The sequence below is a fragment of the Paraburkholderia piptadeniae genome (assembly GCF_900007165.1).
GTDB lineage: Bacteria > Pseudomonadota > Gammaproteobacteria > Burkholderiales > Burkholderiaceae > Paraburkholderia > Paraburkholderia piptadeniae.
Genome location: NZ_CYGY02000043.1, coordinates 1 through 21,134 on the forward strand (window position 1 = coordinate 1; position 21,134 = coordinate 21,134).

The 21,134-nt window shown below is 62.2% G+C and carries 23 protein-coding genes and 1 tRNA gene; 7 read left to right on the forward strand and 17 right to left on the reverse strand.

Annotated features, from left to right (window positions below; translation table 11 throughout):
• Nucleotides 1-521: APC family permease (locus BN2476_RS22290; RefSeq protein WP_143811022.1), on the reverse strand; the 521-nt coding region annotated here is incomplete at its 3' end.
• A gap of 525 nt (nucleotides 522-1,046) precedes the next feature.
• On the opposite strand from BN2476_RS22290, the gene BN2476_RS22295 reads away from it, so the two are divergent.
• Nucleotides 1,047-1,250, forward strand: a complete 204-nt coding sequence (locus BN2476_RS22295; RefSeq protein ID WP_012402098.1) for a cold-shock protein — start codon at nucleotides 1,047-1,049, stop codon at nucleotides 1,248-1,250.
• Between the two features lie 92 nt (nucleotides 1,251-1,342).
• Here the strand turns inward: BN2476_RS22295 and BN2476_RS22300 are convergent, their stop codons facing one another.
• Nucleotides 1,343-2,611, reverse strand: coding sequence for an Hsp70 family protein (locus BN2476_RS22300; RefSeq protein WP_087736345.1), 1,269 nt, complete (start codon nucleotides 2,609-2,611; stop codon nucleotides 1,343-1,345).
• Between the two features lie 262 nt (nucleotides 2,612-2,873).
• On the opposite strand from BN2476_RS22300, the gene BN2476_RS22305 reads away from it, so the two are divergent.
• Nucleotides 2,874-4,343, forward strand: coding sequence for an MFS transporter (locus BN2476_RS22305; protein ID WP_087736346.1), 1,470 nt, complete (start codon nucleotides 2,874-2,876; stop codon nucleotides 4,341-4,343).
• 74 nt (nucleotides 4,344-4,417) lie between these two features.
• On the opposite strand, the gene BN2476_RS22310 is transcribed toward BN2476_RS22305, so the two are convergent.
• Nucleotides 4,418-5,011 carry a nitroreductase family protein gene (locus BN2476_RS22310; RefSeq protein ID WP_087736402.1) on the reverse strand — a complete coding sequence of 198 codons (594 nt, stop codon included), beginning with the start codon at nucleotides 5,009-5,011 and terminating at the stop codon, nucleotides 4,418-4,420.
• A 236-nt stretch (nucleotides 5,012-5,247) separates the two neighbouring features.
• Nucleotides 5,248-6,534, reverse strand: coding sequence for an MFS transporter (locus tag BN2476_RS22315; RefSeq protein ID WP_087736347.1), 1,287 nt, complete (start codon nucleotides 6,532-6,534; stop codon nucleotides 5,248-5,250).
• Between the two features lie 155 nt (nucleotides 6,535-6,689).
• Here BN2476_RS22315 and BN2476_RS22320 point away from each other — a divergent pair, with 155 nt between their 5' ends.
• Both BN2476_RS22320 and BN2476_RS22325 read left to right on the forward strand, forming a co-directional pair.
• The gene (locus BN2476_RS22320) at nucleotides 6,690-7,322 is read left to right on the forward strand and encodes a TetR/AcrR family transcriptional regulator (protein WP_087736348.1); all 633 of its coding nucleotides are present in this window, start codon (nucleotides 6,690-6,692) and stop codon (nucleotides 7,320-7,322) included.
• A 36-nt stretch (nucleotides 7,323-7,358) separates the two neighbouring features.
• Nucleotides 7,359-7,940, forward strand: a complete 582-nt coding sequence (locus tag BN2476_RS22325) for a DUF1415 domain-containing protein (protein WP_087736349.1) — start codon at nucleotides 7,359-7,361, stop codon at nucleotides 7,938-7,940.
• Nucleotides 7,941-7,961: 21 nt separating this feature from the next.
• On the opposite strand, the gene BN2476_RS22330 is transcribed toward BN2476_RS22325, so the two are convergent.
• Nucleotides 7,962-8,792, reverse strand: a complete 831-nt coding sequence (locus tag BN2476_RS22330; protein ID WP_087736350.1) for a class I SAM-dependent methyltransferase — start codon at nucleotides 8,790-8,792, stop codon at nucleotides 7,962-7,964.
• A gap of 409 nt (nucleotides 8,793-9,201) precedes the next feature.
• Between BN2476_RS22330 and BN2476_RS22335 the strand changes: the two genes are divergently transcribed.
• Nucleotides 9,202-9,522 carry a type II toxin-antitoxin system HicA family toxin gene (locus BN2476_RS22335; protein ID WP_087736351.1) on the forward strand — a complete coding sequence of 107 codons (321 nt, stop codon included), beginning with the start codon at nucleotides 9,202-9,204 and terminating at the stop codon, nucleotides 9,520-9,522.
• 120 nt (nucleotides 9,523-9,642) lie between these two features.
• Here the strand turns inward: BN2476_RS22335 and BN2476_RS22340 are convergent, their stop codons facing one another.
• Nucleotides 9,643-9,855 (reverse strand): DUF1059 domain-containing protein, encoded by a 213-nt coding sequence (locus BN2476_RS22340; protein WP_087736403.1) that lies wholly within the window; start codon nucleotides 9,853-9,855, stop codon nucleotides 9,643-9,645.
• Between the two features lie 309 nt (nucleotides 9,856-10,164).
• Between BN2476_RS22340 and BN2476_RS22345 the strand changes: the two genes are divergently transcribed.
• On the forward strand, nucleotides 10,165-11,436 hold the full coding sequence (locus BN2476_RS22345) for a TIGR03862 family flavoprotein (protein WP_087736352.1): 1,272 nt from the start codon (nucleotides 10,165-10,167) through the stop codon (nucleotides 11,434-11,436).
• 37 nt (nucleotides 11,437-11,473) lie between these two features.
• On the opposite strand, the gene BN2476_RS22350 is transcribed toward BN2476_RS22345, so the two are convergent.
• The 8 genes from BN2476_RS22350 to BN2476_RS22385 form a co-directional block, all read right to left on the reverse strand.
• A complete protein-coding gene (locus BN2476_RS22350) occupies nucleotides 11,474-12,598 on the reverse strand; it encodes a methyltransferase (protein ID WP_087736404.1) in 1,125 nt (374 codons plus the stop codon).
• Between the two features lie 184 nt (nucleotides 12,599-12,782).
• Nucleotides 12,783-12,858 (reverse strand) — tRNA-Thr (locus BN2476_RS22355).
• Nucleotides 12,859-12,877: 19 nt separating this feature from the next.
• Nucleotides 12,878-13,354 (reverse strand): ClpXP protease specificity-enhancing factor, encoded by a 477-nt coding sequence (locus BN2476_RS22360; RefSeq protein ID WP_087736353.1) that lies wholly within the window; start codon nucleotides 13,352-13,354, stop codon nucleotides 12,878-12,880.
• A gap of 69 nt (nucleotides 13,355-13,423) precedes the next feature.
• Nucleotides 13,424-14,035 (reverse strand): glutathione S-transferase N-terminal domain-containing protein, encoded by a 612-nt coding sequence (locus tag BN2476_RS22365; RefSeq protein WP_006052302.1) that lies wholly within the window; start codon nucleotides 14,033-14,035, stop codon nucleotides 13,424-13,426.
• Nucleotides 14,036-14,130: 95 nt separating this feature from the next.
• The gene (locus BN2476_RS22370; RefSeq protein ID WP_087736354.1) at nucleotides 14,131-14,883 is read right to left on the reverse strand and encodes a cytochrome c1; all 753 of its coding nucleotides are present in this window, start codon (nucleotides 14,881-14,883) and stop codon (nucleotides 14,131-14,133) included.
• A 23-nt stretch (nucleotides 14,884-14,906) separates the two neighbouring features.
• Nucleotides 14,907-16,289 (reverse strand): cytochrome b, encoded by a 1,383-nt coding sequence (locus tag BN2476_RS22375; RefSeq protein WP_087736355.1) that lies wholly within the window; start codon nucleotides 16,287-16,289, stop codon nucleotides 14,907-14,909.
• Nucleotides 16,289-16,906 (reverse strand): ubiquinol-cytochrome c reductase iron-sulfur subunit, encoded by a 618-nt coding sequence (gene petA / locus BN2476_RS22380; RefSeq protein WP_087736405.1) that lies wholly within the window; start codon nucleotides 16,904-16,906, stop codon nucleotides 16,289-16,291. Before petA ends, BN2476_RS22375 begins: the two co-directional genes overlap by 1 nt.
• A 219-nt stretch (nucleotides 16,907-17,125) precedes the next feature.
• Nucleotides 17,126-17,872: a Nif3-like dinuclear metal center hexameric protein gene (locus tag BN2476_RS22385; RefSeq protein WP_087736356.1), complete on the reverse strand. Its 747-nt coding sequence runs from the start codon at nucleotides 17,870-17,872 to the stop codon at nucleotides 17,126-17,128.
• Nucleotides 17,873-17,892: 20 nt separating this feature from the next.
• On the opposite strand from BN2476_RS22385, the gene BN2476_RS22390 reads away from it, so the two are divergent.
• Nucleotides 17,893-19,107, forward strand: a complete 1,215-nt coding sequence (locus BN2476_RS22390; RefSeq protein ID WP_087736357.1) for a Do family serine endopeptidase — start codon at nucleotides 17,893-17,895, stop codon at nucleotides 19,105-19,107.
• A gap of 200 nt (nucleotides 19,108-19,307) precedes the next feature.
• Here the strand turns inward: BN2476_RS22390 and tatC are convergent, their stop codons facing one another.
• The 3 genes from tatC to tatA are packed head-to-tail and all read right to left on the reverse strand — an operon-like array spanning nucleotide 19,308 to nucleotide 20,970.
• Entirely contained in the window at nucleotides 19,308-20,084 is a 777-nt protein-coding gene (gene tatC / locus BN2476_RS22395; RefSeq protein ID WP_087736358.1) for a twin-arginine translocase subunit TatC, read from the reverse strand.
• Between the two features lie 42 nt (nucleotides 20,085-20,126).
• A complete protein-coding gene (tatB, locus tag BN2476_RS22400) occupies nucleotides 20,127-20,675 on the reverse strand; it encodes a Sec-independent protein translocase protein TatB (RefSeq protein ID WP_087736359.1) in 549 nt (182 codons plus the stop codon).
• 58 nt (nucleotides 20,676-20,733) lie between these two features.
• Entirely contained in the window at nucleotides 20,734-20,970 is a 237-nt protein-coding gene (gene tatA / locus BN2476_RS22405) for a Sec-independent protein translocase subunit TatA (protein ID WP_087736360.1), read from the reverse strand.
• Nucleotides 20,971-21,134 lie beyond the last annotated feature (164 nt).

Sequence of the window (21,134 nt, forward strand, 5' to 3'; positions counted from 1 at the left end):
ATCGTCAGGCCCGGAATGATGAACTTGAAGATCGTGATCGCCGTGTTGGCGCGCGCAAAAACCTTCACGCCCCAGTAGTTCAGCAGGAAGTAGATGACCACCAGCACCGCCGAGAGCAGCAACCCCGGTGCCGTCAGTTCGCTGTTGACGAACAGGTTGTGCGCCCACTCGTACGGCCACGTGCTCATGTACTGGATGGAGGCCTCGGCCTCGATCGGAATCACCGACACGATCGCGATCCAGTTGGCCCATGCGCTGATGAAGCCCACCAGCGCGCCATGCGAATAGCGCGCGTAGCGCACCATGCCGCCCGACTCGGGGAACATCGACCCTAACTCGGCATACGTCAGCGCGATCGCGAGAATCACCACCGCGCCGATCACCCACGCGCAGATCGCGGCCGGACCTGCAATCTTGGCCGCCTTCCAGGCGCCGAACAGCCAGCCCGATCCGATGATCGAGCCGAGCCCCGTCAGCATCAGCGCGAATGGGCCAATGTGCCGTTGAATAGAACTTTTCACGTCTTCTCCTGTGTCGACGGGGTTGGGCTTTAGCGCTTGCTCCCGTCCCATGCAAGATGGTTACTATCTGAAAGCACGCCGCTACCGCGTGCCACGAGAGACGGCTGGAGGTCATCCAAAAGACTAGGGCATACGGAGGGCGGGCGCGAGTCCGGGCTGCGGGTTATGCCAGGTGCAACCGGTCGCGCGCGGGGCGTAGTTTAACGGTTGCACCGCCCGATTGCAGTCAAAAAGCGTATCCGCCCTATAAAAAAATCAAGAACATAGCAAGCTATGTAAGACAAGCGGTGTAGCGCTGATATCCCCGTCCTATATGGGGATTTAAAGATTGCGGTTGACCTTCTCTCGAAATGCCCGTATAAAGAACGGGCAGGATTTCAAGCGGCGAGTGAATTGGTCTTTCGTAGTTCGCCCATCAACGGTACTCCGGTTGGTCCCATTACCCTTCCTTGATTTTCATGCACCCTCGGGCTACGGCCTTTTTTTTGGCTTCGGCCTTGTTCACCATTTTTAGGAAAAAGTAATATGGAAACCGGTACCGTCAAGTGGTTCAACGACGCAAAGGGCTTTGGCTTCATCACGCCGGACGCCGGCGGTGAAGACCTGTTCGCGCATTTCTCGGAAATCCGCGTCGAAGGCTTCAAGACGCTGCAGGAAAACCAAAAGGTTACCTACGACGTCAAGACGGGCCCGAAGGGCAAGCAAGCCGCTAACATCAAGCCGGCCTAAGCTTCGCCTCCTTCTGGAACGCAAAAAACCCCGCCTCGGCGGGGTTTTTTGTTTATTGCCCGATGCGATTATCGGCGCGCGATATGAGATCTTTACCGGAATAGACTTCGCGCGTGAATGCCCAAACCTGTTGCGACGCTAGCGAGCCGGTCGCCGAAAACAGGACGCGCATCGGGAAACGCCGCCGCCAGCGCGCCCGACAGAAACGCGAGCCCCGTCGATCCGCCCGTGAAGTACAGCGCATCGACGTCGCGCGGCGCGACGCCTGCCCGTTGCACCGTTTCGCGCGCAGCCTGCACGATGCGCTGCGTCTCGTCCTTGCCAGCCGCGATCAGTTGCGCTTCGTCGAAAGCAAGGCGCAAGTCCTCCTCGACGATCTCCAGATCGATCAACGTCTCGCCGCCCGCCGCGACGCCGATCTTCGCTTCCTCCGCGTGCGCAGCAAGCGCATGGCCAAAGCGCTGCTCGACGACGCGCATCAGCCGGTCGTGATGACGCGTGTCCGAGTAAAGATGCCGCATCAACCCCAGTTCCGATACACGCTTCGGCGTGTAAATCGTGTTGATCAGATGCCACGTCGCAAGGTCGAAATAAACGCGGTTCGGCACTTCACGGCCTTCGGGATCGAGCGACTGATAGCCGAGCTCGCGCAGGATCGTGACTAACTCGACGCGCCGGTCGAAATCCGTTCCGGCGACGTGTACGCCGTGGTGCGCCAGCACGTCGTCCTTGCGCTCCAGACGCTTCATCCGCTCCGGGCCGACACGCACCAGCGAGAAGTCCGACGTGCCCCCGCCGATATCCGCGACCAGCACGAGCCCCTCTTGTGTCAGATGTGCTTCGTAGTCGAACGCGGCCGCGATCGGCTCGTACTGGAAGTGAATCTCTTGCAAGCCGACCGAACGCGCCGCCGCTTCCAGTTGCTGCTGCGCGAGCAGGTCGGCTTGCGGATCGTCGTCGACGAAAAACACCGGGCGCCCGAGTACCGCGCGGCTGATCGGCGTGCCCGCCGCCAGCTCCGCGCACCGCTTCAGATGCGTGACGAAGATCGCGATGACGTCGGTGTACTTGATCGCGCTGCCATCGCCGAGATCGGTCGTGTTTTCGGCGAGCGGCGAGCCGAGAATGCTCTTCATCGAGCGCATCAGGCGGCCGTCGAAACCGTCGATATACGCGTCGAGCGCAGCGCGGCCGTACTCGCGTGTGTTTTCGTCGGTGTTGAAGAAGACGGCGGTCGGCAGCGTCGTGTACGCGCCTTCGACGGGCGCCAGCTTCAACACAGCTTGTTCAGCCGACGGGCCGCCGACCGGGACGGCGACTGCCGAGTTAGACGTGCCGAAGTCAATCGCGCAATAAGTCATGGCAGGAAACGCCGCTCGCGCTGGCGCGCACAGAAAGAGGACGGGCTTTGTAACATGAAAGCGGTGACACCATCAACCGACAGCAACCCCGACAGCGCCCCATAGCGCACCGGTCACCTGGCCGGCGCCGAGGAACGCAATTTGCTCCGTTGAAGGGTCGCGCCGCGCACGGATGAATCCGACAGGATACCCCGTCAGATTGCCCAGCTTGCAGAACCTTCCGATCACTCGACGGATCACATTCGAACATTCAGGAGACTCGATGGACGAATCCTCCGCCGCCACGATTCGCAGCGACTCGACGACCATCGTCGAGACCGATCTGCCATCGCGGCTCGACCGCTTGCCCTGGGGGCGCTTTCACACGCTGATCGTCGTCGCGCTCGGCGTGACGTGGCTGCTCGACGGGCTGGAGGTGACGCTCGCGGGCTCGGTGGCGAGCGCGCTGAAGTCGAGCGCGGTGCTGCGCTTCTCGAACGCGGAGGTCGGCCTCGCGGGCAGCGCGTATATCGCCGGCGCGGTGCTGGGCGCGCTCGGCTTCGGCTGGCTGACCGACAGGCTCGGGCGGCGCAAGCTGTTTTTCATCACGCTCGCGTTGTATCTGGCGGCCACGGCGGCGACGGCCTTTTCGTGGAATCTCGCAAGTTTTCTCGTCTTTCGCTTTCTGACGGGCGCGGGTATCGGCGGCGAATACACGGCGATCAACTCGACGATCCAGGAGTTCACGCCCGCCCGCGTGCGCGGCCACACCGACCTCGCGATCAACGGCACGTTCTGGATCGGCGCGGCTCTGGGCGCGTTCGGCTCGCTGATTCTGCTCGATCCGCATCTGCTGCCCGGCGACTGGGGCTGGCGCGCGTGCTTTTTCATCGGCGCGGCGCTCGCGCTGGCGATTCTGCCGATGCGCGCCTGGATACCCGAAAGCCCGCGCTGGCTGCTGACGCACGGCGAAGAAAAAGAGGCGCGCTCGATTGTCGAAAGCATCGAAACACGTTTTCGCGCGGCCAATCACACGTTCGCCGACGACGGCCTGAACCGCCTGCGTCTGCGGGCTCGCGAGCGCACGACGCTGCGCGAGGTTTTCCACACGCTGTTCATGCTGCACCGACGTCGCGCGCTGGTAGGTCTGTCGCTGATGACCGCGCAGGCGTTCTTCTACAACGCGATTTTCTTCACCTACGCGCTCGTGCTGACCGACTTCTATCACGTGCCGGGCGAGCACATCGGCTGGTACATCCTGCCGTTCGCGTTCGGCAATTTCACGGGGCCGCTGCTGATCGGCAGGCTGTTCGACGTGATCGGCCGACGCAAGATGATCGCCGCGACGTACGCGCTGTCGGGAATCCTGCTGACCGTCAGCGGCTATATGTTTGAAAAGGAAATGCTCTCCGTGACGACGCAGACGATCTCGTGGATGGTGATTTTCTTTTTCGCTTCGGCGGCCGCGAGTTCCGCGTATCTGACCGTCAGCGAATCGTTCCCGCTCGAAATCCGCGCGCTCGCAATTGCGGTGTTCTACGCGTTCGGAACGGCGCTTGGCGGCATCGCGGGACCGGCCTTCTTCGGCCGGCTGATCGACACGCATCAGCGCAGCGAAGTCTTTTCCGGCTATCTGGTCGGCTCGGCGCTGATGCTCGCCGCCGCGCTGATCGCCGCGATCTGGGGCGTCGATGCCGAACGGCGGTCGCTCGAAACCGTCGCGACGCCGCTGTCCGCCGTCGACAGCGAGTAGTCGCACGCCCATGAAAAACGCGGCCCTCGGGCCGCGCCCTGTCATCGTGCAAACTCACTCGGCTCGCGGATCGCTCAGAACGCCTTGTTCCACGCGCCCGCATAGGCGACGTCGCCGAGCGGCAGACGCACGCGCGCCGATTTCTCACGCTCACGCAGCACAGGGTCGAGCTTGTCGATATCGCCGTAATGCGCAAGCGAAATCATCGCGATCACTTCGACGTCGTCGGGCACCGAAAACGCCTTGCGGAATGCGTTCACGTCGAAGCCGCTCATCTGATGCGCGGCGAGTCCGAGCGCGTGCGCCTGCAAGACCAGCGACATCGCCGCCGCACCTGCGTCGTACGGCGCGCAGCGGTTCACGTCGCCCTTCGACGTCAGCGTGTGCGTTGTCACGCAGATCAGCACCGGCGCATTCGCGTTCCAAGCCTGATTGAACGGCACGAGCGTGTTGAATGCTTTCTTGAACGCCACTTCGTCTGTCGAGCGATCGAACACGACGAAGCGCCACGGCTGCATGTTGTACGACGAAGGCGCCCAGCGCGCCGCTTCGAGCACCGCGCGCAGTTGCTCGCGGCTGACCGGCTCGCTCGAATACGCGCGCGGGCTCCAGCGGCCGGCGATCAGTTCATGAATGGGAACGTCGGTGGGTGCGGGTTTGTTGGTCATGCGCATCTCTCGGTCGAAATTCATGAATGGCGGGCCGTAGCCCGAGGGCCCACTAGGATAACCGAGGCGTCCCGATCCCGCTTCGCGCGTCGTGCAGATACAAATCGCGAGAGCGCATAGGAAAAGCGCGCCGCGGCTCTTCGGCTGCGACGCGCTGTGAGGGGGATTCGAAACGCTTGCTTCTGCTTCGAAACGTGGTCTCTAAAGGGATGCAAACCGACGCCGCGACGAAAGCGTCAGACAGCGGCCTGACTCACCACACGGCGTTCACCGCGATTGATCCGCAGCACGATGATCGACGCGACGAGGCACAAGCCGCCCGAGATCATCGACGCAACCGTATACGTGCCGAGGCTCGCGCGCAGCATGCCCGCGCCAAGCGCCGCGAACGCCGCGCCGAGCTGGTGCCCCGCGACGACCCAGCCGAACACGACAGGCGCCGACTCCTTGCCGTAGACATCGGTGGCAAGTCGCACGGTCGGCGGAACGGTCGCGATCCAGTCGAGGCCGTAGAACACGGCAAAAAGCGGCAGTCCGAAGAAGTCGATGCCGAACGCGTGCGGCAGATAGATCAGCGACAGGCCGCGCAGCCCGTAGTACCAGAACAGGAGCACGCGGGCGTTGAAGCGGTCCGACAGCCAGCCCGACAGCGTCGTGCCGAACAGATCGAAGATCCCCATTGCCGCGAGCAGCGATGCGCCCTGCACTTCCGTCATCCCGTAGTCGCCGCACATCGCGATCAGGTGCGTGCCGACATAACCGTTCGTGCTCGCGCCGCAGATGAAGAAGCTGAAGAACAGCAGCCAGAAGTCGCGCGTCTTGCTTGCCGAGGCCAGCGTGCCGAACGCGATCGCAAGCGGATTTTGCTTGCTCATGTCGGACCGGATGGGCGCGTCGGCGGGTGCGCCGTACGGACGCAGCGCCATGTCGGCGGGACGCTCCGGCAGCAGGAATGCGACGAGCGGCAGCACGACGGCCGCGGCCGCCGCGACCGTCCACACGACGGGCCGCCAGCCGTGATGCTGCGCGATCGCCGCGAGCAGCGGCAGGAACACGAGCTGGCCCGTCGCCGAACTGGCAGTGAGAATGCCCATCACGAGACCGCGATGCGTCGTGAACCAGCGGTTGACGACGGTTGCCGACAGCGTCAGCGCCGCCACGCCCGTCGCGCCGCCGACCATCACGCCCCACACGAGGATCATCTGCCACGGATGCGTCATCAGCGACGATAAGCCGACGCCCGCCGCCATCGTGCCGAGCGCCGTCAGGATGGTCGGGCGCACGCCGAAGCGCTGCATCGCCGCCGCCGCGAACGGGCCCATCAGCCCATACAGCGCGATATTCACTGAAATCGCCAGCGAGATCGTCGCGCGGCTCCAGCCGAAATCATGTTCGAGCGGCACCATCATCACGCTCGGCGTCGCGCGCGTGCCGGCCGCCGCGAGCAACACCAGAAAGACCACCGCCACGGCCAGCCAGCCGTAGTGGAAACGCCCACTTATCATTCTTGCTGCCCAGTTCATCGGTTCTCCAATGGGTTCGCCGTACTCTATGCTTCACAGCACGGATTTTTACCAACTGCGTAAAGGATTTGTGACCGGTCTGTCACAATCAGACTTGCGATCTTAGTTACCAATCGGTAACATGTCAAGGCGTCTTACTCGTGGATCACAAGACCATGGCCAATTCCGTCACCACCAAATCCGCGCCGAGCCGCCGCACACAGACGGCCGGCTCCGAAGCGCAGCGGCATCTGCTACGCGCCGCCGCCGACCTGTTCTACCGGGAAGGCGTGCGGGCGGTGGGCGTCGATGCCGTCGTCGAGCGCGCAGGCGTCAACAAGATGAGCCTGTATCGCCAGTTCTCGTCAAAGGACGATCTGGTGGTCGCGTATCTGGAAGAGTCGGACCGGCAGTTCTTCAAACGCTTCGACGAGAGCATCGCAAAGCATCCCGGCGAGCCGAAGAAGCAGATCGCGCAGTATTTCGAGGATCTGTCGGGGCGCGCATCGAAAGACGACTATCGCGGCTGCCCGTTCGTCAACGTGTCGGCGGAATTTCCGGAACCCTCGCATCCGGCGAGGCTGTGCGTGCTGAACAACAAGACGAAGCTGATGCAGCGGTTGAACGAGCTTTGCGCCGCTGCGGGCGCGCGCGATCCGGACGAACTCGCGAATGCCCTTGCGCTGCTGATCGAGGGCGTTTATGCATCGAGCCAGACGTATGGGCCGGGCTGCGGGCCGATCAAGGTCGCGCCGCTCGTCGCTGTGCAGCTTGTCGCACAGGCATGCAGAGAGGCGCCCGTAAAATAGCGGTTTGGATTCCGCTTTTGCCGCACGCCTTACATCATGCCCTCGACGCCTTCCGAATCGCACGACCCCAGCCACGACGCCATTCTCGAAGCCACCCGTCACTGGCTGACACGGGCCGTCATCGGGCTGAATCTTTGTCCGTTCGCGAAAGCGGTGCACGTGAAGAACCAGATCCGCTACGCGATCAGCGAGGCAACCGACATGGAAGGCGTGCTCGCCGATCTGGAAACGGAACTACGCACGCTGGCGGAATCCGACCCCGCCGATATCGACACGACGCTGCTGATCATCCCGCGCGCGCTCGCCGATTTTCTCGAGTACAACGACTGTCTGTTCTTCGCGGACCGGATGCTGAAGCAGTTGCGGCTGGAAGGCACGCTGCAGATCGCGAGCTTTCACCCGCTTTATCAGTTCAACGGCAGCGGCCCCGACGATATCGAGAACTACACGAACCGTTCGCCCTGGCCGATCCTGCATCTGCTGCGGGAAGCGAGCATCGAGCGTGCGGTCGACGCCTTTCCGGACGCCGCCGACATCTACGAACGCAACGAGGAAACCATGCGCCGCCTCGGCCCGGACGGCTGGCGCAAGTGGATGAGCGAGCCCGCCAAAGACTGACGGGGTAACGTTCACCGCACCTCAGGCCTCGACATAGAAGCGCTCGCGCAACTCGCCGATGCCGAGCGTTTCCATCACCTCATTGAGCCGTTCCGCCGGACGACGGCGCGGCAAGTCCTTATAGGTCGCGATGATGAGCTCGTTCTTCATCGAGTGCTCCCAGCCGACCAGTTCCGTCACGTTGACCTGATAGCCGTGCGCTTCCAGTTGCAGGCAGCGCAGCACATTGGTGATCTGGCTGCCAAACTCGCGCGTGTGCAGCGGATGCCGCCAGATCTCCGTCAGCGCGTTGCCGAGCGATTTGCCCTTGTTCTTGCGCAGCACGCCCGCCACTTCCGCCTGGCAACACGGCACGACGACGATGTACTTAGCGTGCTTTTCCAGCGCGAAGCGGATAGCGTCGTCGGTCGCGGTGTTGCATGCGTGCAAGGCCGTGACAATGTCGACGTTCGCCGGCAGTTTGTCTGAAACGATTGACTCCGCTACGGAAAGATTCAGAAACGACATACCCTTGAAGCCGAGGCGCGCAGCAAGCTCTTCGGACCTCGTAACCAGCTCCTCGCGCGTCTCAATGCCGAAAATGTGTGAGTTATCCCGCAGTTCCTTGACGAAAAGGTCGTACAGAATAAAGCCAAGGTAGGACTTGCCTGCGCCATGATCGACGAGGGTCAGTTCGCCTCTCGTCTCCTTCACGTCCTGGAGCAGTGGCTCGATGAACTGGAACAGGTGATAGACCTGCTTGAGCTTGCGGCGGCTGTCCTGGTTCATCTTGCCGTCGCGCGTCAGGATATGGAGTTCTTTCAGCAGTTCGATCGACTGGTTAGGACGGACTTCGTAAGTTTTGCTGGACATCGAATGAACCCGCCACCGATTGCATTGCGAACGTGCGTCAGGTGACGGAAAAAGGGAAAAGTGTCTGTCAGTTTACCCAAAGCGCGGCGGACGGTCCCGGTTCTTCCGCGTCGACGGCGATACCGCGCCCAGCCAGGAACAGTTCGTGCAACAAAGCGGCTGACTCTGGACCTGCGGGGCAAGCGTGTCGCGATGCAGGAGTCGTCTGTCGCGGGCCAGAGGCAAGCCGTACGGTGCGCCTGACGGCCGCGGGACGCATGACAAGAGACAAGCCAGGCGACCGGCCGCTGCGGCATCGAGACCGCCGGTACGCGTGGGGGAGGTCGAACGGCAACATGGTTCGAACGTTACATAACCTGAAGCGCGCCGGGACTGCAACGAAGCGCGCTCAGATCTGATGAGGCGGCAAATGGATACGACACCCAACGGAAACGCCGAGCGCAAGTTTCAGGAGCTCATGGCGAAACTGCTGGCCACGCCCGAGTGGACGGAAAAGCAGCAGCTGGAACTCGAAATGGCGCGCGACATCTCAGTCGAGATGTTGCATCTCGCGGAAGCCATGCGCGACGGCAGCGTCGATCTGGAGACGTGCCTGACGCTGCTCAAATACGCGAAAGTGCTGGACTTCGTGATGACGACACTCGCGTCGCGTCGCGACATCAAGCCTCAGACGCTGCGCGTGATCTTCAAACTCGCGGGACTCAAGGTCGACGAAGCCTATCCGGGCTGAGTCCGTCACCGGCTGCGCGGCACGTCGCGCAACCGCTTGCTTCGACCTGCTTGTGGCGGCACGTGCTCCTCGCCAGGTCGGCGCGGTGATCTGATCGCCGCGCCTAAGCTCACGGACACGCTATGCGGCGGCAGGCCCGCCGACCGGCGGCGTGCCATCGTGGAACATCGACTTCAATTGCTCGCGCAGTTCTGGCGTATCGCTGTGCTTGTGCGCCTGGACTGCATGTCCGACGGCGGCTTCGAGCAGTTCGCTTTCCGAATCGGCAGATAGCGCGACTGTGCAGTTGATGTCGCTCGGGAATTCGCGGCAATCGATGTATTTGCGACCCATGACAGTCTCCTCAGACCAAAAGCGTCGCGCACGGCGCGTGCGCTGGCACGGCCTCGCCATATCGGTCGGCGAAGCTGCGGGCAGCGGCGAAATGCGTGAGTCGTGCGCGACAGGACGGCGCGGAGTGCGCCGGAACGGAAGGGATGTGAGAAAAGTATAGGTCGCGTGTGCCGCCGCGCGAGCCCGCTGCGAGCCCCGCAGCATGTTCGCCGCGGGTTTGCCGGGCTTCCAGGCCAGTGGGACAATACCGGCTTTTGCGCCGCACGCTTTGCCCCGCGTCTCCACTCACTCCTTCGCTGCCTCAAGCCGATGTCGAACTCGCCCGATCACGTCCAGGATCACGTCCGCGTTGCCGTTATCGGCGGCGGCCCAGCGGGGCTGATGGCCGCCGAAGCACTGGCGCGCGGGGGCCTACGCGCCGACGTGTACGACGCAATGCCGTCCGTCGGCCGCAAGTTTCTGATGGCGGGCAAAGGCGGCATGAACATCACGCACTCCGAGCCGATTGAGCCGTTTCTCGATCGTTACGGCGAGCGCCGCGCGGATATCGCGCCGCTGCTCGACGTGTTCGGACCGCATGCACTGCGCGCGTGGCTCGACGAGTTGGACGTCGAGACGTTTGTCGGCAGTTCGGGGCGCGTGTTTCCGACCGACATGAAAGCCGCGCCGATGCTGCGCGCGTGGCTGCATCGATTGCGGGAATCGGGCGTGCGCTTTCATATGCGGCACAAGTGGATCGGCTGGTCGCCTTCATCCGATGACGCGCATGGCCTCCGCTTCTCGACACCCGCAGGCGAGCAGGACGTCACTGCGGACGCCGTGGTCCTTGCACTGGGCGGCGGCAGCTGGGCGCGCCTCGGCTCCGATGCCGCGTGGGTCGCGCTGATGCAGGAGCGCGATGTCCCCGTCGCGCCGCTATTGCCCACGAACTGCGGCTTCGACGCTGACTGGACCGACTTCTTCCGCGATCGCTACGCAGGCCAGCCCGTAAAGCCGGTGTCGATCAGCATCGAAGGCATGGACGGCTTTGTCCAGCATCGACAAGGTGAGTTCGTCGTAACGTCGACGGGAATCGAAGGGAGTCTTGTGTATGCGCTTTCCTCGACGATTCGCGACCGCCTGCTCGCCGAAGGCGAAGCAACGATACGGCTCGATCTCGCGCCCGGCCTGACGGCACAGCGCGTGTTCGATGAAGTGACGCGGCCGCGCGGCTCGCGCTCGATGTCGAGTCATCTGCACAGCCGGATCGGCATTGCGGGCGTGAAGCTCGGCTTGCTGCACGAATGCCTGTCGAAGGAAGACTTCGCCGATGCGGCAACGCTCGCCCACGCGATCAAATCGCTGCCGCTGCGGCTTGCACGCGCGCGCCCTATCGACGAAGCGATCAGCAGCGCGGGCGGCGTTCCGTTCGAAGCGCTCGATCGCGCGCTGATGCTCAGGCAGTTGCCCGGCGTGTTCTGCGCGGGCGAGATGCTCGACTGGGAGGCGCCGACGGGCGGCTATTTGTTGACGGCCTGCTTCGCCAGCGGCGTCGTCGCGGGGCGCGGCGCGCTGGATTATGTCCAAGCGTCGAAGCGTTGAGCCGTAGCCCGTTTGCGCCCGTCACGCGATCAACGCTTCATTTGGCCTTGAGCCGCCACAGCGACGTGACTTCGGCGACGCGCGCCGTGTGCAACGGGTCCGTCGTGTCCGTCGCCTTCGGATGACGCGGCTTGATGTCCTCGCGCCCAGCGACGGTGAGACGCGCGTTGTCGATTGCGACCAACAGCCAGTCGCGCGTGCGCATGCCGAGATGCTCCGCGAAATCGGACAGAATCAGCCAGCCTTCACCGTCCGGCTCGAGATGATCGGCGAGACCATTCAAAAAACCGAGCAGCATCCGATTCTCATAGTCGTACACCGCGTTTTCGATCGGCGATGCGGGACGCGCCGGCACCCACGGCGGATTGCAGACGACGAGCGGCGAACGGCCTTCCGGGAACAGATCGGCTGCGACGATCTCGACCTGCCTGTCATAACCGAGGCGCGTCAGGTTTTCTTTCGCGCACGCCAGCGCGCGCGGGTCCTGGTCGGTCGCGACGATACGCTTGACGCCGCGCTTCGCAAGAACGGCCGACAGCACGCCCGTGCCGACGCCGATATCGAACGCCTTTTCGAGCGACGGCAACGGCGTCCGCGCAACGAGATCCACATACTCGCCGCGCACTGGCGAGAACACGCCGTAGTGCGGGTGGATGCGCTCCTGAAGCGCGGGAATCTCGACGCCCTTCTTGCGCCATTCATGTGCGCCGATCAGGCCAAGCAGTTCGCGTAACGAAACGATTGACGACTCCTGCGTCGGCGGTCCGTAGACTTCTTCGCACGCCTGTCGAACATCGGGCGCGCGGCGCAGCGGAATCGTGTAGTCGCCTTCGAGCGGAACCAGCAGCATGCCGAGCGTGCGTGCGCGCTGCGACTGGGCTTGCCGGTGAAGGTTGAACGCATCGAGCGGACTGGCGGCCTGCTTGCGCGGCTTGCGTTCGAGCCGGCGAGTCATCGCCTGCAGCAGTTGGCGCGCGTTCTGGAAATCGCCGCGCCACAGCAGCGCGGTGCCCTCGCAGGCAAGGCGATAGGCAGCGTCGGCCGTAGTGCGATCGTCGGCGATCACGACGCGTTTGGCGGGCGGGACGGCGGCTTCGGAACGCCAACGCGCGGAATGCGGGCCGTCGGCTTCGGGCCAGGTCAAGGTGGGGAAATCGGTCATGTGTTTGTGGCGCGGGAGGCGGTGCAAGCACGCATGCGCCACGGGCTCTCGTTTCGATGCCCGTATTGTATTGAACGTTCCGGCGAAGCCGCGTGCTTTCGCCGTCGATGCTTCGACCAGGAACGATCACGCACCCAAAAACAAATCGGGCCACGCGATACCGCGTGGCCCGATTCTCAATGCGTGGTGCCGGCTGCAGGACTCGAACCCGCCACCTGATGATTACAAATCAACTGCTCTACCAGATGAGCTAAGCCGGCATAAGACCGCGATTCTACTTCATTTCACGACTTTGAGGTGGCCTCTTCCGCCGCCTTTCGTTCCGTCGTCATCGGGACGCGGTTCTTCATCGGTTTCGCTGACTTTCTCCGCCGCCGCGGTCGCTTCCGGCTCGTCGGCGATCCCGGTTTCGTCGTCCTCGGAATCTGTCGCCTCGCCGCCTGCCGACTCGACCGGGAACGCCATGCCTTGCCCGTTCTCGCGCGCGTAGATGGCGAGCACGTTCGCGACAGGCACCTCGATCTTGTGCGACTTGCCCGAAAAACGCGCGTGGAACTCGATCCACTCGTTGCCCATCTGCAGCTGGCTCGTCGCCTCGAAGCTGATGTTCAACACGATCTCGTTGTCGCGCACGAACTGACGCGGCACGCGCGTCTGGTTATCGACACGCACCGCGATATGCGGCGTATAGCCGTTATCGGTACACCATTCGTACAGCGCGCGCAGCAGGTACGGCTTCGTGGAAATCTCTTGCATCAACTGTCCTCGTGCCGGGCAGACGCGTGAACCGAAGCGCACGCGCCCCGCCCGAAGCCAATCTCAAACTCAGCGGCGCATCACCTTTTCCGACGGCGTCAGCGCTTCGATATAGGCCGGACGGCTGAAAATACGCTCGGCGTACTTCATCAGCGGTGCGGCGTTCTTCGACAGTTCGATGCCGTAGTGATCCAGGCGCCACAACAGCGGAGCGATCGCGACGTCGAGCATCGAGAACTCTTCACCGAGCATGTACTTGTTCTTCAGGAAGATCGGCGCGAGTTGCGTCAGGCGGTCGCGAATCGCGAGGCGCGCCTTCTCGTGATTCTTCTCGGCGGCCTTGCCCTTCTCGTTTTCGAGCGTGCCGACGTGGACGAACAGCTCCTTCTCGAAGTTCAGCAAGAACAGGCGCGCGCGGGCACGCTGGACGGGGTCCGCGGGCATCAGTTGCGGATGCGGGAAGCGCTCGTCGATATACTCGTTGATGATGTTCGATTCATAAAGGATCAGGTCCCGTTCGACGAGAATCGGCACCTGACCATACGGATTCATCACGGCGATGTCTTCCGGTTTGTTGAACAGGTCGACGTCGCGGATTTCGAAGTCCATGCCCTTTTCGAACAACACCAGCCGGCAGCGCTGGGAGAACGGGCAAGTAGTGCCGGAATACAGAACCATCATGTTTGCGTTTCCTCAAAAAACTTAAAGGGCCAGCGAGCGGGAAAACCGTCCTGCAGGTCTTCCCTTGCGCCGGCCCCACACCCGTCACGGTGTGACTATTTGATATCTTTCCAGTACGCGGCGTTCAGTCGCCAGGCGAAAAAGCTCAGAACGCCGAGGAACAGCAGCACCCACACGCCAAGCTGACGACGGGTTTTCTGCGTCGGTTCGGACATCCATGAAAGGTACGACACGAGGTCGGCCACAGCAGAATCATAATCCACCGGCGACATCGTCCCCGGCGTGACCTGCTGGAAGCCCACGAATTTCTTGACCTTTTCCTTCGTCTCTTCGTCGACTTCGTCTTCGAACTTCGCCGTTCGTTGCCCCTGAAGCTGCCACAGCACGTGAGGCATGCTCACGTTTTCGTACACGATATTGTTCCAGCCTGTCGGTCGTGTGTCATCGCGGTAGAAACCGCGCAAATACGTGTACAGCCAGTCGCGGTTCTTTGCGCGCGCTTCCACGGACAGATCCGGCGGCGTCGCGCCGAACCACGCTTTCGCGTCGTCGGGGCGCATTGCGACCGTCATCGTATTGCCGACTTTATCTGTCGTGAACAACAGGTTTTTTTCAATTTCCTTCTGCGAAATGCCGATATCTTGCAATCGGCTGTAACGCATCAGGCTCGCGCTGTGGCAATTCAGGCAGTAGTTTACAAACAATTGAGCGCCGTGCTGCAACGAGGCGATATTTTCGGTGTTGTCGGGCGCGCGGTCGAGCGGGATTTCGTCCGCGCGAACGGGTGCCGTGGACAGCGCCAGCGCCGTTGCGCCGAGCAGCGCGAGCGTCGAAAGCAGTTTTTTCATCTTCGTTTTCTCCTGGCTCGCGGTTAGTGGGGTTTGAACCGCACTCGTTCCGGTGGCTGCTTGAACTTGCCAAGCGGCGTCCAGAACGGCATGCCAAGGAAGAACGCGAAGTAGATCAGTGCGCAAATCTGCGCGATCAGCGTCGCGGCCGGCGACGGCGGCTTCGTTCCGAGGAACGCCAGCGTCAGGAAGGCCAGCACGAAGATCGCGTAAAACGCCTTGTGGAAGAACGGCCGGTAACGGATCGACTTCACGGGCGACCGGTCGAGCCACGGCAGGAAGAACAGCGACACCACCGCGCTGCCCATCACCACCACGCCCCAGAACTTCGACTCGGTGAACGCCATCGCCAGAATCACGAGGACTGCGAGCACGGGCAGACCGAGCTTCCACTTGCCGCGCGCCCGCACCAGCGCGAACAGGCCCAACAGGCCGATCACGATCATCAGCACGATCTTGAACGGGTCCGTTGTGGCACGCAGCATCGCGTAGAACGCGGTGAAGTACCAGACGGGAGCGATTTCGGGCGGCGTCTGCAGCGGATTCGCCGGGATGAAATTGTTCGCTTCGAGGAAGTACCCGCCCATCTCCGGTGCGAAGAAGATGATCGCCGCGAACACCATCAGGAAGATGCACACGCCCATGAAGTCGTGCACCGAGTAGTACGGATGGAACGGAATGCCGTCGAGAGGAATGCCCTTCGAATCCTTCTTCGCCTTGATCTCGATGCCGTCAGGATTGTTCGACCCCACTTCGTGCAGCGCGACGATGTGCACGAACACGAGCAGCAGCAGCACCAGCGGAATCGCGATTACGTGAAACGCGAAGAAGCGGTTCAGCGTGACGTCCGACACGACGTAGTCGCCGCGAATCCACAGCGAAAGATCGGGGCCGATGAACGGAATCGCCGAGAACAGGTTCACGATCACCTGCGCGCCCCAGAAGGACATCTGGCCCCACGGCAGCAGATAGCCGAAGAACGCTTCCGCCATCAGGCTAAGGAAGATCGCGCAGCCGAAGATCCACACAAGCTCGCGCGGCTTGCGGTACGAACCGTACAGCAGCCCGCGGAACATATGCAGATACACGACGACGAAGAACATCGATGCGCCGGTCGAGTGCATGTAGCGGATCAACCAGCCCCACGGCACCTCGCGCATGATGTACTCGACCGATGCGAACGCCGTCATCGAGTCGGGCTTGTAGTTCATCGTCAGGAAGATGCCGGTGACGATCTGATTCACCAGCACCAGCAGCGCGAGCGAGCCGAAGAAGTACCAGAAGTTGAAGTTCTTCGGCGCGTAGTACTCGGAGACGTGCGCTTTCCACGTCGCCGTCATCGGAAAACGGCGATCGATCCAGCCGGTCAGCCCCGTCGTTTCCAACTCTTTTTCGGTTGTCGCCATTACGCTTCTCCTTTCTCGTCCTTGCCGATCACGAGCGTGGTGCCCGTGATCATGTAAGGCGGGATATCGAGGTTTTGCGGCGCAGGTTTGTTCTTGAAGACGCGGCCGGCCATGTCATAGGTCGAGCCGTGGCACGGGCAGAGGAAGCCGCCAGGCCAGTCGTCGGGCAGGTTCGGCTGCGCGCCTTCCTGGAAGCGGGGAGTCGGCGTGCAGCCAAGGTGGGTGCACACCGCGACGGCAACGAAAAGATTCTTGTGATCAGTGCGCGAGCGGAACTCGTTCTTGCAGTAATCCGGCTCGGGCAGCGAAAAAGGGTTCTTGGTTTCGGGGTCGGCGACTTCTTTGTCGGCCTTCTGGACGTCGGCCAGCATCTTGTCGGTCCGGTTGATGATCCAGACGGGCTTGCCGCGCCATGCGACAGTCAGCATGTCGCCGGGCTTCAGGTTGGAGATATCGACTTCGACCGGCGCGCCTGCCGCCTTGGCCTTTTCGGATGGTGCAAACGAACTAACAAAGGGTACGACAGTGGCGACTCCTCCGATGCCACCTGCTACGGTCGTCGCAATCAGCCAGCTACGGCGGCTGCCGTCGACGCGTTCATCTTCCTTGTCTCGCATCACACGCCCCACTTCTGAGTTGGATTTTTCCTTCACGTCGGGTCTACCGCCGCTAGTTTGCTCGAATGGAGTCAGCATTTACAAGGGCCGATTGCCAAAAACCGTGCGAAGTCATTGATAAATCAGGGTTTCCCCGCACGGATCGCAAACATTTTTGCAGCCTTTTTTAAGCATTTCCTCCGTTTTTGAAGCCTTTTTGTTGCGTAATCGGATCGTTATTCAGACTGGATTATGAATATCGATAAAGAGGTGTTCGATCTCGAACTGTTCGGACAGATGCGCGCCGAGCGCCTGCACGCCGTAGCGCTCGGTGGCGTGGTGCCCGGCGGCGAGAAACGCGACGCCGCTTTCCACCGACATATGCGTGATCGGCTCGGAAATTTCGCCCGTCAGATAGACGTCCGCGCCTGCTTCGATCGCCGCGTCGAAATAGCCTTGCGCGGCGCCCGTGCACCATGCAACGCGCCGTAAATCCTGGTCGGGATCGCCGAGCACCAGGGGAGCCCGAGCAAGCGTATGCTCAACTTGTGCGGCAAAGTGCGCGAGCGTGATCGGCATCGGCAGCGTGGTCATCCACCCGATGTCGTTCTCGCCAAAGCGCGATTCACCGATCAGTCCGAGCTTCGCGCCTAGTTGCGCGTTGTTGCCGTAGACGGGGTGGTCGTCGAGTGGCAAATGGAAGGCAAACAGACTCAAATCGTTGGCGATCAGCGCCTTGAGCCGCTGGTATTTCCGGCCGGTGATCTGCGGCGGCTCGTTGCGCCAGAAGTAGCCGTGATGGACCAGCACGGCATCGGCGCCCCACTCCAGCGCGGCCTCCAGAAAGGCCAGCGACGCCGTCACACCCGTCGCAATCTTGTCGATCTTGCGCCGCCCTTCGACCTGCAGGCCGTTCGGGCAGTAGTCCTTGAAGCGCGAAGTTTCAAGGAGATTGTTCAAGTACAATTCGAGTTCGATCCGATCCATATATCCCTCTAATTTTTCAGATGCTCAGACGCTTTTGGCTGTTCTTCGCCCAGGCGGTGACCGTGCTGCTGGCGCTGATGTTCATCATTGCGACCCTCAAACCGCAATGGCTGCAACGTCAAGGGCAGTTCGGCAAGCAACTGGCCGAGCCGATCGTCGCGCTGCGAGAGGTAGCACCGGGGATCGGCAACGGCGGCGCTGTGCAAAATTCCTATGCCGACGCGGCGCAAAAAGCGATGCCCGCCGTCGTCAACGTGTTTTCGAGCAAGGACGGATCGCTTCCGCCCGATCCGCGCGCCAAAGATCCTCTCTTTCGCTACTTCTTCGGCGACCGGAACCGCAAGCAACAAGAGCAACCCGCAGCCAACCTAGGCTCGGGAGTTATCGTGAGTTCGGAAGGTTACATTCTAACGAACCAGCACGTCGTGGACGGCGCGGATCAGATCGAAATCGCGCTCGCCGACGGCCGCACGACGGAAGCAAAGGTGATCGGCGTCGATCCCGAAACCGATCTCGCCGTGCTCAAGGTCAACATGACCAATCTGCCGACCATCACGCTCGGCCGCATGGACCAGACGCGCGTGGGCGACGTTGTGCTCGCGATCGGCAATCCGTTCGGCGTCGGGCAGACGGTGACGATGGGCATCGTCAGCGCGCTCGGCCGCAATCATCTCGGCATCAACACGTTCGAAAACTTCATCCAGACCGACGCGCCGATCAATCCCGGCAACTCGGGCGGCGCGCTCGTCGATGTGAACGGCAACCTGCTCGGCATCAACACGGCCATCTACTCGCGCTCGGGCGGCTCGCTCGGCATCGGTTTCGCGATTCCCGTGTCGACGGCGCGCAGCGTGCTGGAAAGCATCATCACGACGGGCACCGTGACGCGCGGCTGGATCGGCGTCGAACCGCAGGACGTGACGCCCGAGATCGCCGAATCGTTCGGGCTCGACCAGAAATCGGGCGCGATCGTCGCGGGCGTGCTGAAAGGCGGCCCCGCCGACAAGGCGGGCATCAAGCCCGGCGACATCCTGGTATCCGTCAACGGCCAGGACATCACCGATACGACGCGCCTTCTGAACGTCATCGCGCAGATCAAGCCCGGCACGGGCGCGAAAGTGCATCTGGTGCGCAAGAACAAGGAAATGGATCTGACGGTGATGATCGGCAAGCGCCCGCCGCCGCCGAAGCAGCCGTCCGACGAAGGCGACGATCAGGGCGACGACGGCGGCTAAAGCCTGCTGAACTGAAGCCACGAAGCGCGGCGATATGACGCGCCTGCAAGCGAGAAGCCGGCGGCAGCGCAAACGAAAAGGGCAGTCCCCTATGGAGCACTGCCCTTTTTGCTGTCCGCTGGTTTTGTCCGCTTACTCTGTGCGCTTTTCTCTGTCGACTGCGGCTCGACCTGACGCGCCTTCGTCAGTATGACTGGCCGTCAGCTCGCCGCCTTCTCTTCGTTCTCCGTGGTCACCGTCTTGTTCACGAAGAGCCGCGCCGCGATGATCCCCGCCTCGTAGAGCACGATCAGCGGAATCGCGAGAATCAGCTGCGAGAACACGTCCGGCGGTGTCACCACGGCCGACACGACGAACGCGCCGACGATCACATACGGCCGGATCTCCTTGAGCTTTTTCACCGTCAGCACGCCCATCCGGACGAGCAGCACGACGACGATCGGCACTTCGAACGTGACGCCGAAGGCAATGAACATCGTCAGCACGAAGCTCAGGTAGTTGTCGATGTCGGTGGTCATTTCCGCGCCGAGCGGCGCGTTGTAATGCGCCATCACGCGAAAGATGGTCGGAAACACGACGAAGTACGCAAACGCCATCCCGCACAGAAACAGCGTATAGCTGCTGCCGACGAGCGGCCCGACCAGCTTCTTTTCATGCTGATAGAGACCGGGCGCGACGAATGCCCAGATCTGATACAGCACGAACGGCAACGCGATCACGAAGGCGACGAGCATCGTCACCTTCATCGGCACGAAAAACGAGCCGGTGACGTCGGTGACGATCATCTTGCCGTCCTTCGGCAGATTGTTCATTAGCGGACGGGCAAGCAGCCGGAAGATATCCGGCGCCCAATACACCAGCCCGACGAACACGACGATCACCGAAATGCCGGCGCGAATGATGCGATCGCGCAGCTCGACGAGATGCGAGATGAAGGTCTCTTCAGCGCCTTCGTTCTGGTTTTGGGGGTCGCTCACACCGGCCCTCGGTTGGAGATTGATGCACGAGACATCGGAAGATCAGAAGAAGCGTGTCGGCCGGCGCAGACTGACAGGCGTATGCCGCGCAACGCGCGCCGCCCCCGATTGGACACGCGTGCGCCGTAACGTGGCGCGTTTGTACCAGCTCGGCGTGGCTGTCTGCTTGACGCGCCAGTTCTTGCGTTTCGCCGCGGACGCGCTGTTGCTGCGCCAGGACGTGCCGTCCGATGCGGCGGAAGCATCCGCCGTGGCGGACGCCTCGCTCTCCGCCGCGCCGCCTGCAATGCTCGGCGACACCGACGTGCCCTGTGCCCACGCCTCGTTCAGTTCGGCTTCGTGCTTGCGCAGATTCTCGTGAATCGACGACTGGACGTTTTGCGCCGCAGATTCGAAGTCCGTCTTCATGCGGCGCAATTCGTCGAGTTCGATTTCACGCGTGACTTCGGCCTTCACGTCGTTGATATAGCGCTGCGCGCGGCCGAACAGCGCGCCGGCCGTGCGCGCGACGCGCGGCAGCCGCTCCGGCCCGAGCACGACCAGCGCGACAACGCCGATCAACGCCATCTTGGTCAAACCGAGGTCCAGCATGGATTGGGCTTCCCGTCAGTGCGCGCCTTGTCAGCGCAAGCGTGCGGCTTGCGCCGGATTAGCGGGAATCGCCGGAATGCGGCGCCTTTTCCTTTGCGTCGACATCGACGGTGTTCGAGCGCGACAGCTGGTCACGCTGCTGCGCCTCAGGCGATTCGCTTTCCTTCATCCCTTCCTTGAAGCCCTTCACCGCGCCGCCCAGATCACTGCCGATATTGCGCAGCTTCTTGGTGCCGAACACCAGTGCGACGATCAGCAGAACGATCAGCCAGTGCCAAATGCTCAATGAACCCATGGAAAATCTCCTTAACCCCCGCCGTCGTACCTTGCGACGGCAATCGTGTGCCTTGCGGCGTAAATCGAAGTGCGGCCTTCCGAACGCGCCCCGTGTGTAAAACCTGCCGGCCAGACGCACATCGCGTCGGCGCCCGTTAGCCTGGCCCCTCGCTCATTATGAGC

Coding starts and splice junctions, on each gene's coding strand:
- BN2476_RS22295 (WP_012402098.1), top strand. CDS start 1,047: ATGGAAACCGGTACCGTCAAGTGGTTCAACGACGCAAAGGGCTTTGGC.
- BN2476_RS22300 (WP_087736345.1), bottom strand. CDS start 2,611: ATGACTTATTGCGCGATTGACTTCGGCACGTCTAACTCGGCAGTCGCC.
- BN2476_RS22305 (WP_087736346.1), top strand. CDS start 2,874: ATGGACGAATCCTCCGCCGCCACGATTCGCAGCGACTCGACGACCATC.
- BN2476_RS22310 (WP_087736402.1), bottom strand. CDS start 5,011: ATGACCAACAAACCCGCACCCACCGACGTTCCCATTCATGAACTGATC.
- BN2476_RS22315 (WP_087736347.1), bottom strand. CDS start 6,534: ATGAACTGGGCAGCAAGAATGATAAGTGGGCGTTTCCACTACGGCTGG.
- BN2476_RS22320 (WP_087736348.1), top strand. CDS start 6,690: ATGGCCAATTCCGTCACCACCAAATCCGCGCCGAGCCGCCGCACACAG.
- BN2476_RS22325 (WP_087736349.1), top strand. CDS start 7,359: ATGCCCTCGACGCCTTCCGAATCGCACGACCCCAGCCACGACGCCATT.
- BN2476_RS22330 (WP_087736350.1), bottom strand. CDS start 8,792: ATGTCCAGCAAAACTTACGAAGTCCGTCCTAACCAGTCGATCGAACTG.
- BN2476_RS22335 (WP_087736351.1), top strand. CDS start 9,202: ATGGATACGACACCCAACGGAAACGCCGAGCGCAAGTTTCAGGAGCTC.
- BN2476_RS22340 (WP_087736403.1), bottom strand. CDS start 9,855: ATGGGTCGCAAATACATCGATTGCCGCGAATTCCCGAGCGACATCAAC.
- BN2476_RS22345 (WP_087736352.1), top strand. CDS start 10,165: ATGTCGAACTCGCCCGATCACGTCCAGGATCACGTCCGCGTTGCCGTT.
- BN2476_RS22350 (WP_087736404.1), bottom strand. CDS start 12,598: ATGACCGATTTCCCCACCTTGACCTGGCCCGAAGCCGACGGCCCGCAT.
- BN2476_RS22360 (WP_087736353.1), bottom strand. CDS start 13,354: ATGCAAGAGATTTCCACGAAGCCGTACCTGCTGCGCGCGCTGTACGAA.
- BN2476_RS22365 (WP_006052302.1), bottom strand. CDS start 14,035: ATGATGGTTCTGTATTCCGGCACTACTTGCCCGTTCTCCCAGCGCTGC.
- BN2476_RS22370 (WP_087736354.1), bottom strand. CDS start 14,883: ATGAAAAAACTGCTTTCGACGCTCGCGCTGCTCGGCGCAACGGCGCTG.
- BN2476_RS22375 (WP_087736355.1), bottom strand. CDS start 16,289: ATGGCGACAACCGAAAAAGAGTTGGAAACGACGGGGCTGACCGGCTGG.
- petA (WP_087736405.1), bottom strand. CDS start 16,906: ATGCGAGACAAGGAAGATGAACGCGTCGACGGCAGCCGCCGTAGCTGG.
- BN2476_RS22385 (WP_087736356.1), bottom strand. CDS start 17,872: ATGGATCGGATCGAACTCGAATTGTACTTGAACAATCTCCTTGAAACT.
- BN2476_RS22390 (WP_087736357.1), top strand. CDS start 17,893: ATGCTCAGACGCTTTTGGCTGTTCTTCGCCCAGGCGGTGACCGTGCTG.
- tatB (WP_087736359.1), bottom strand. CDS start 20,675: ATGCTGGACCTCGGTTTGACCAAGATGGCGTTGATCGGCGTTGTCGCG.
- tatA (WP_087736360.1), bottom strand. CDS start 20,970: ATGGGTTCATTGAGCATTTGGCACTGGCTGATCGTTCTGCTGATCGTC.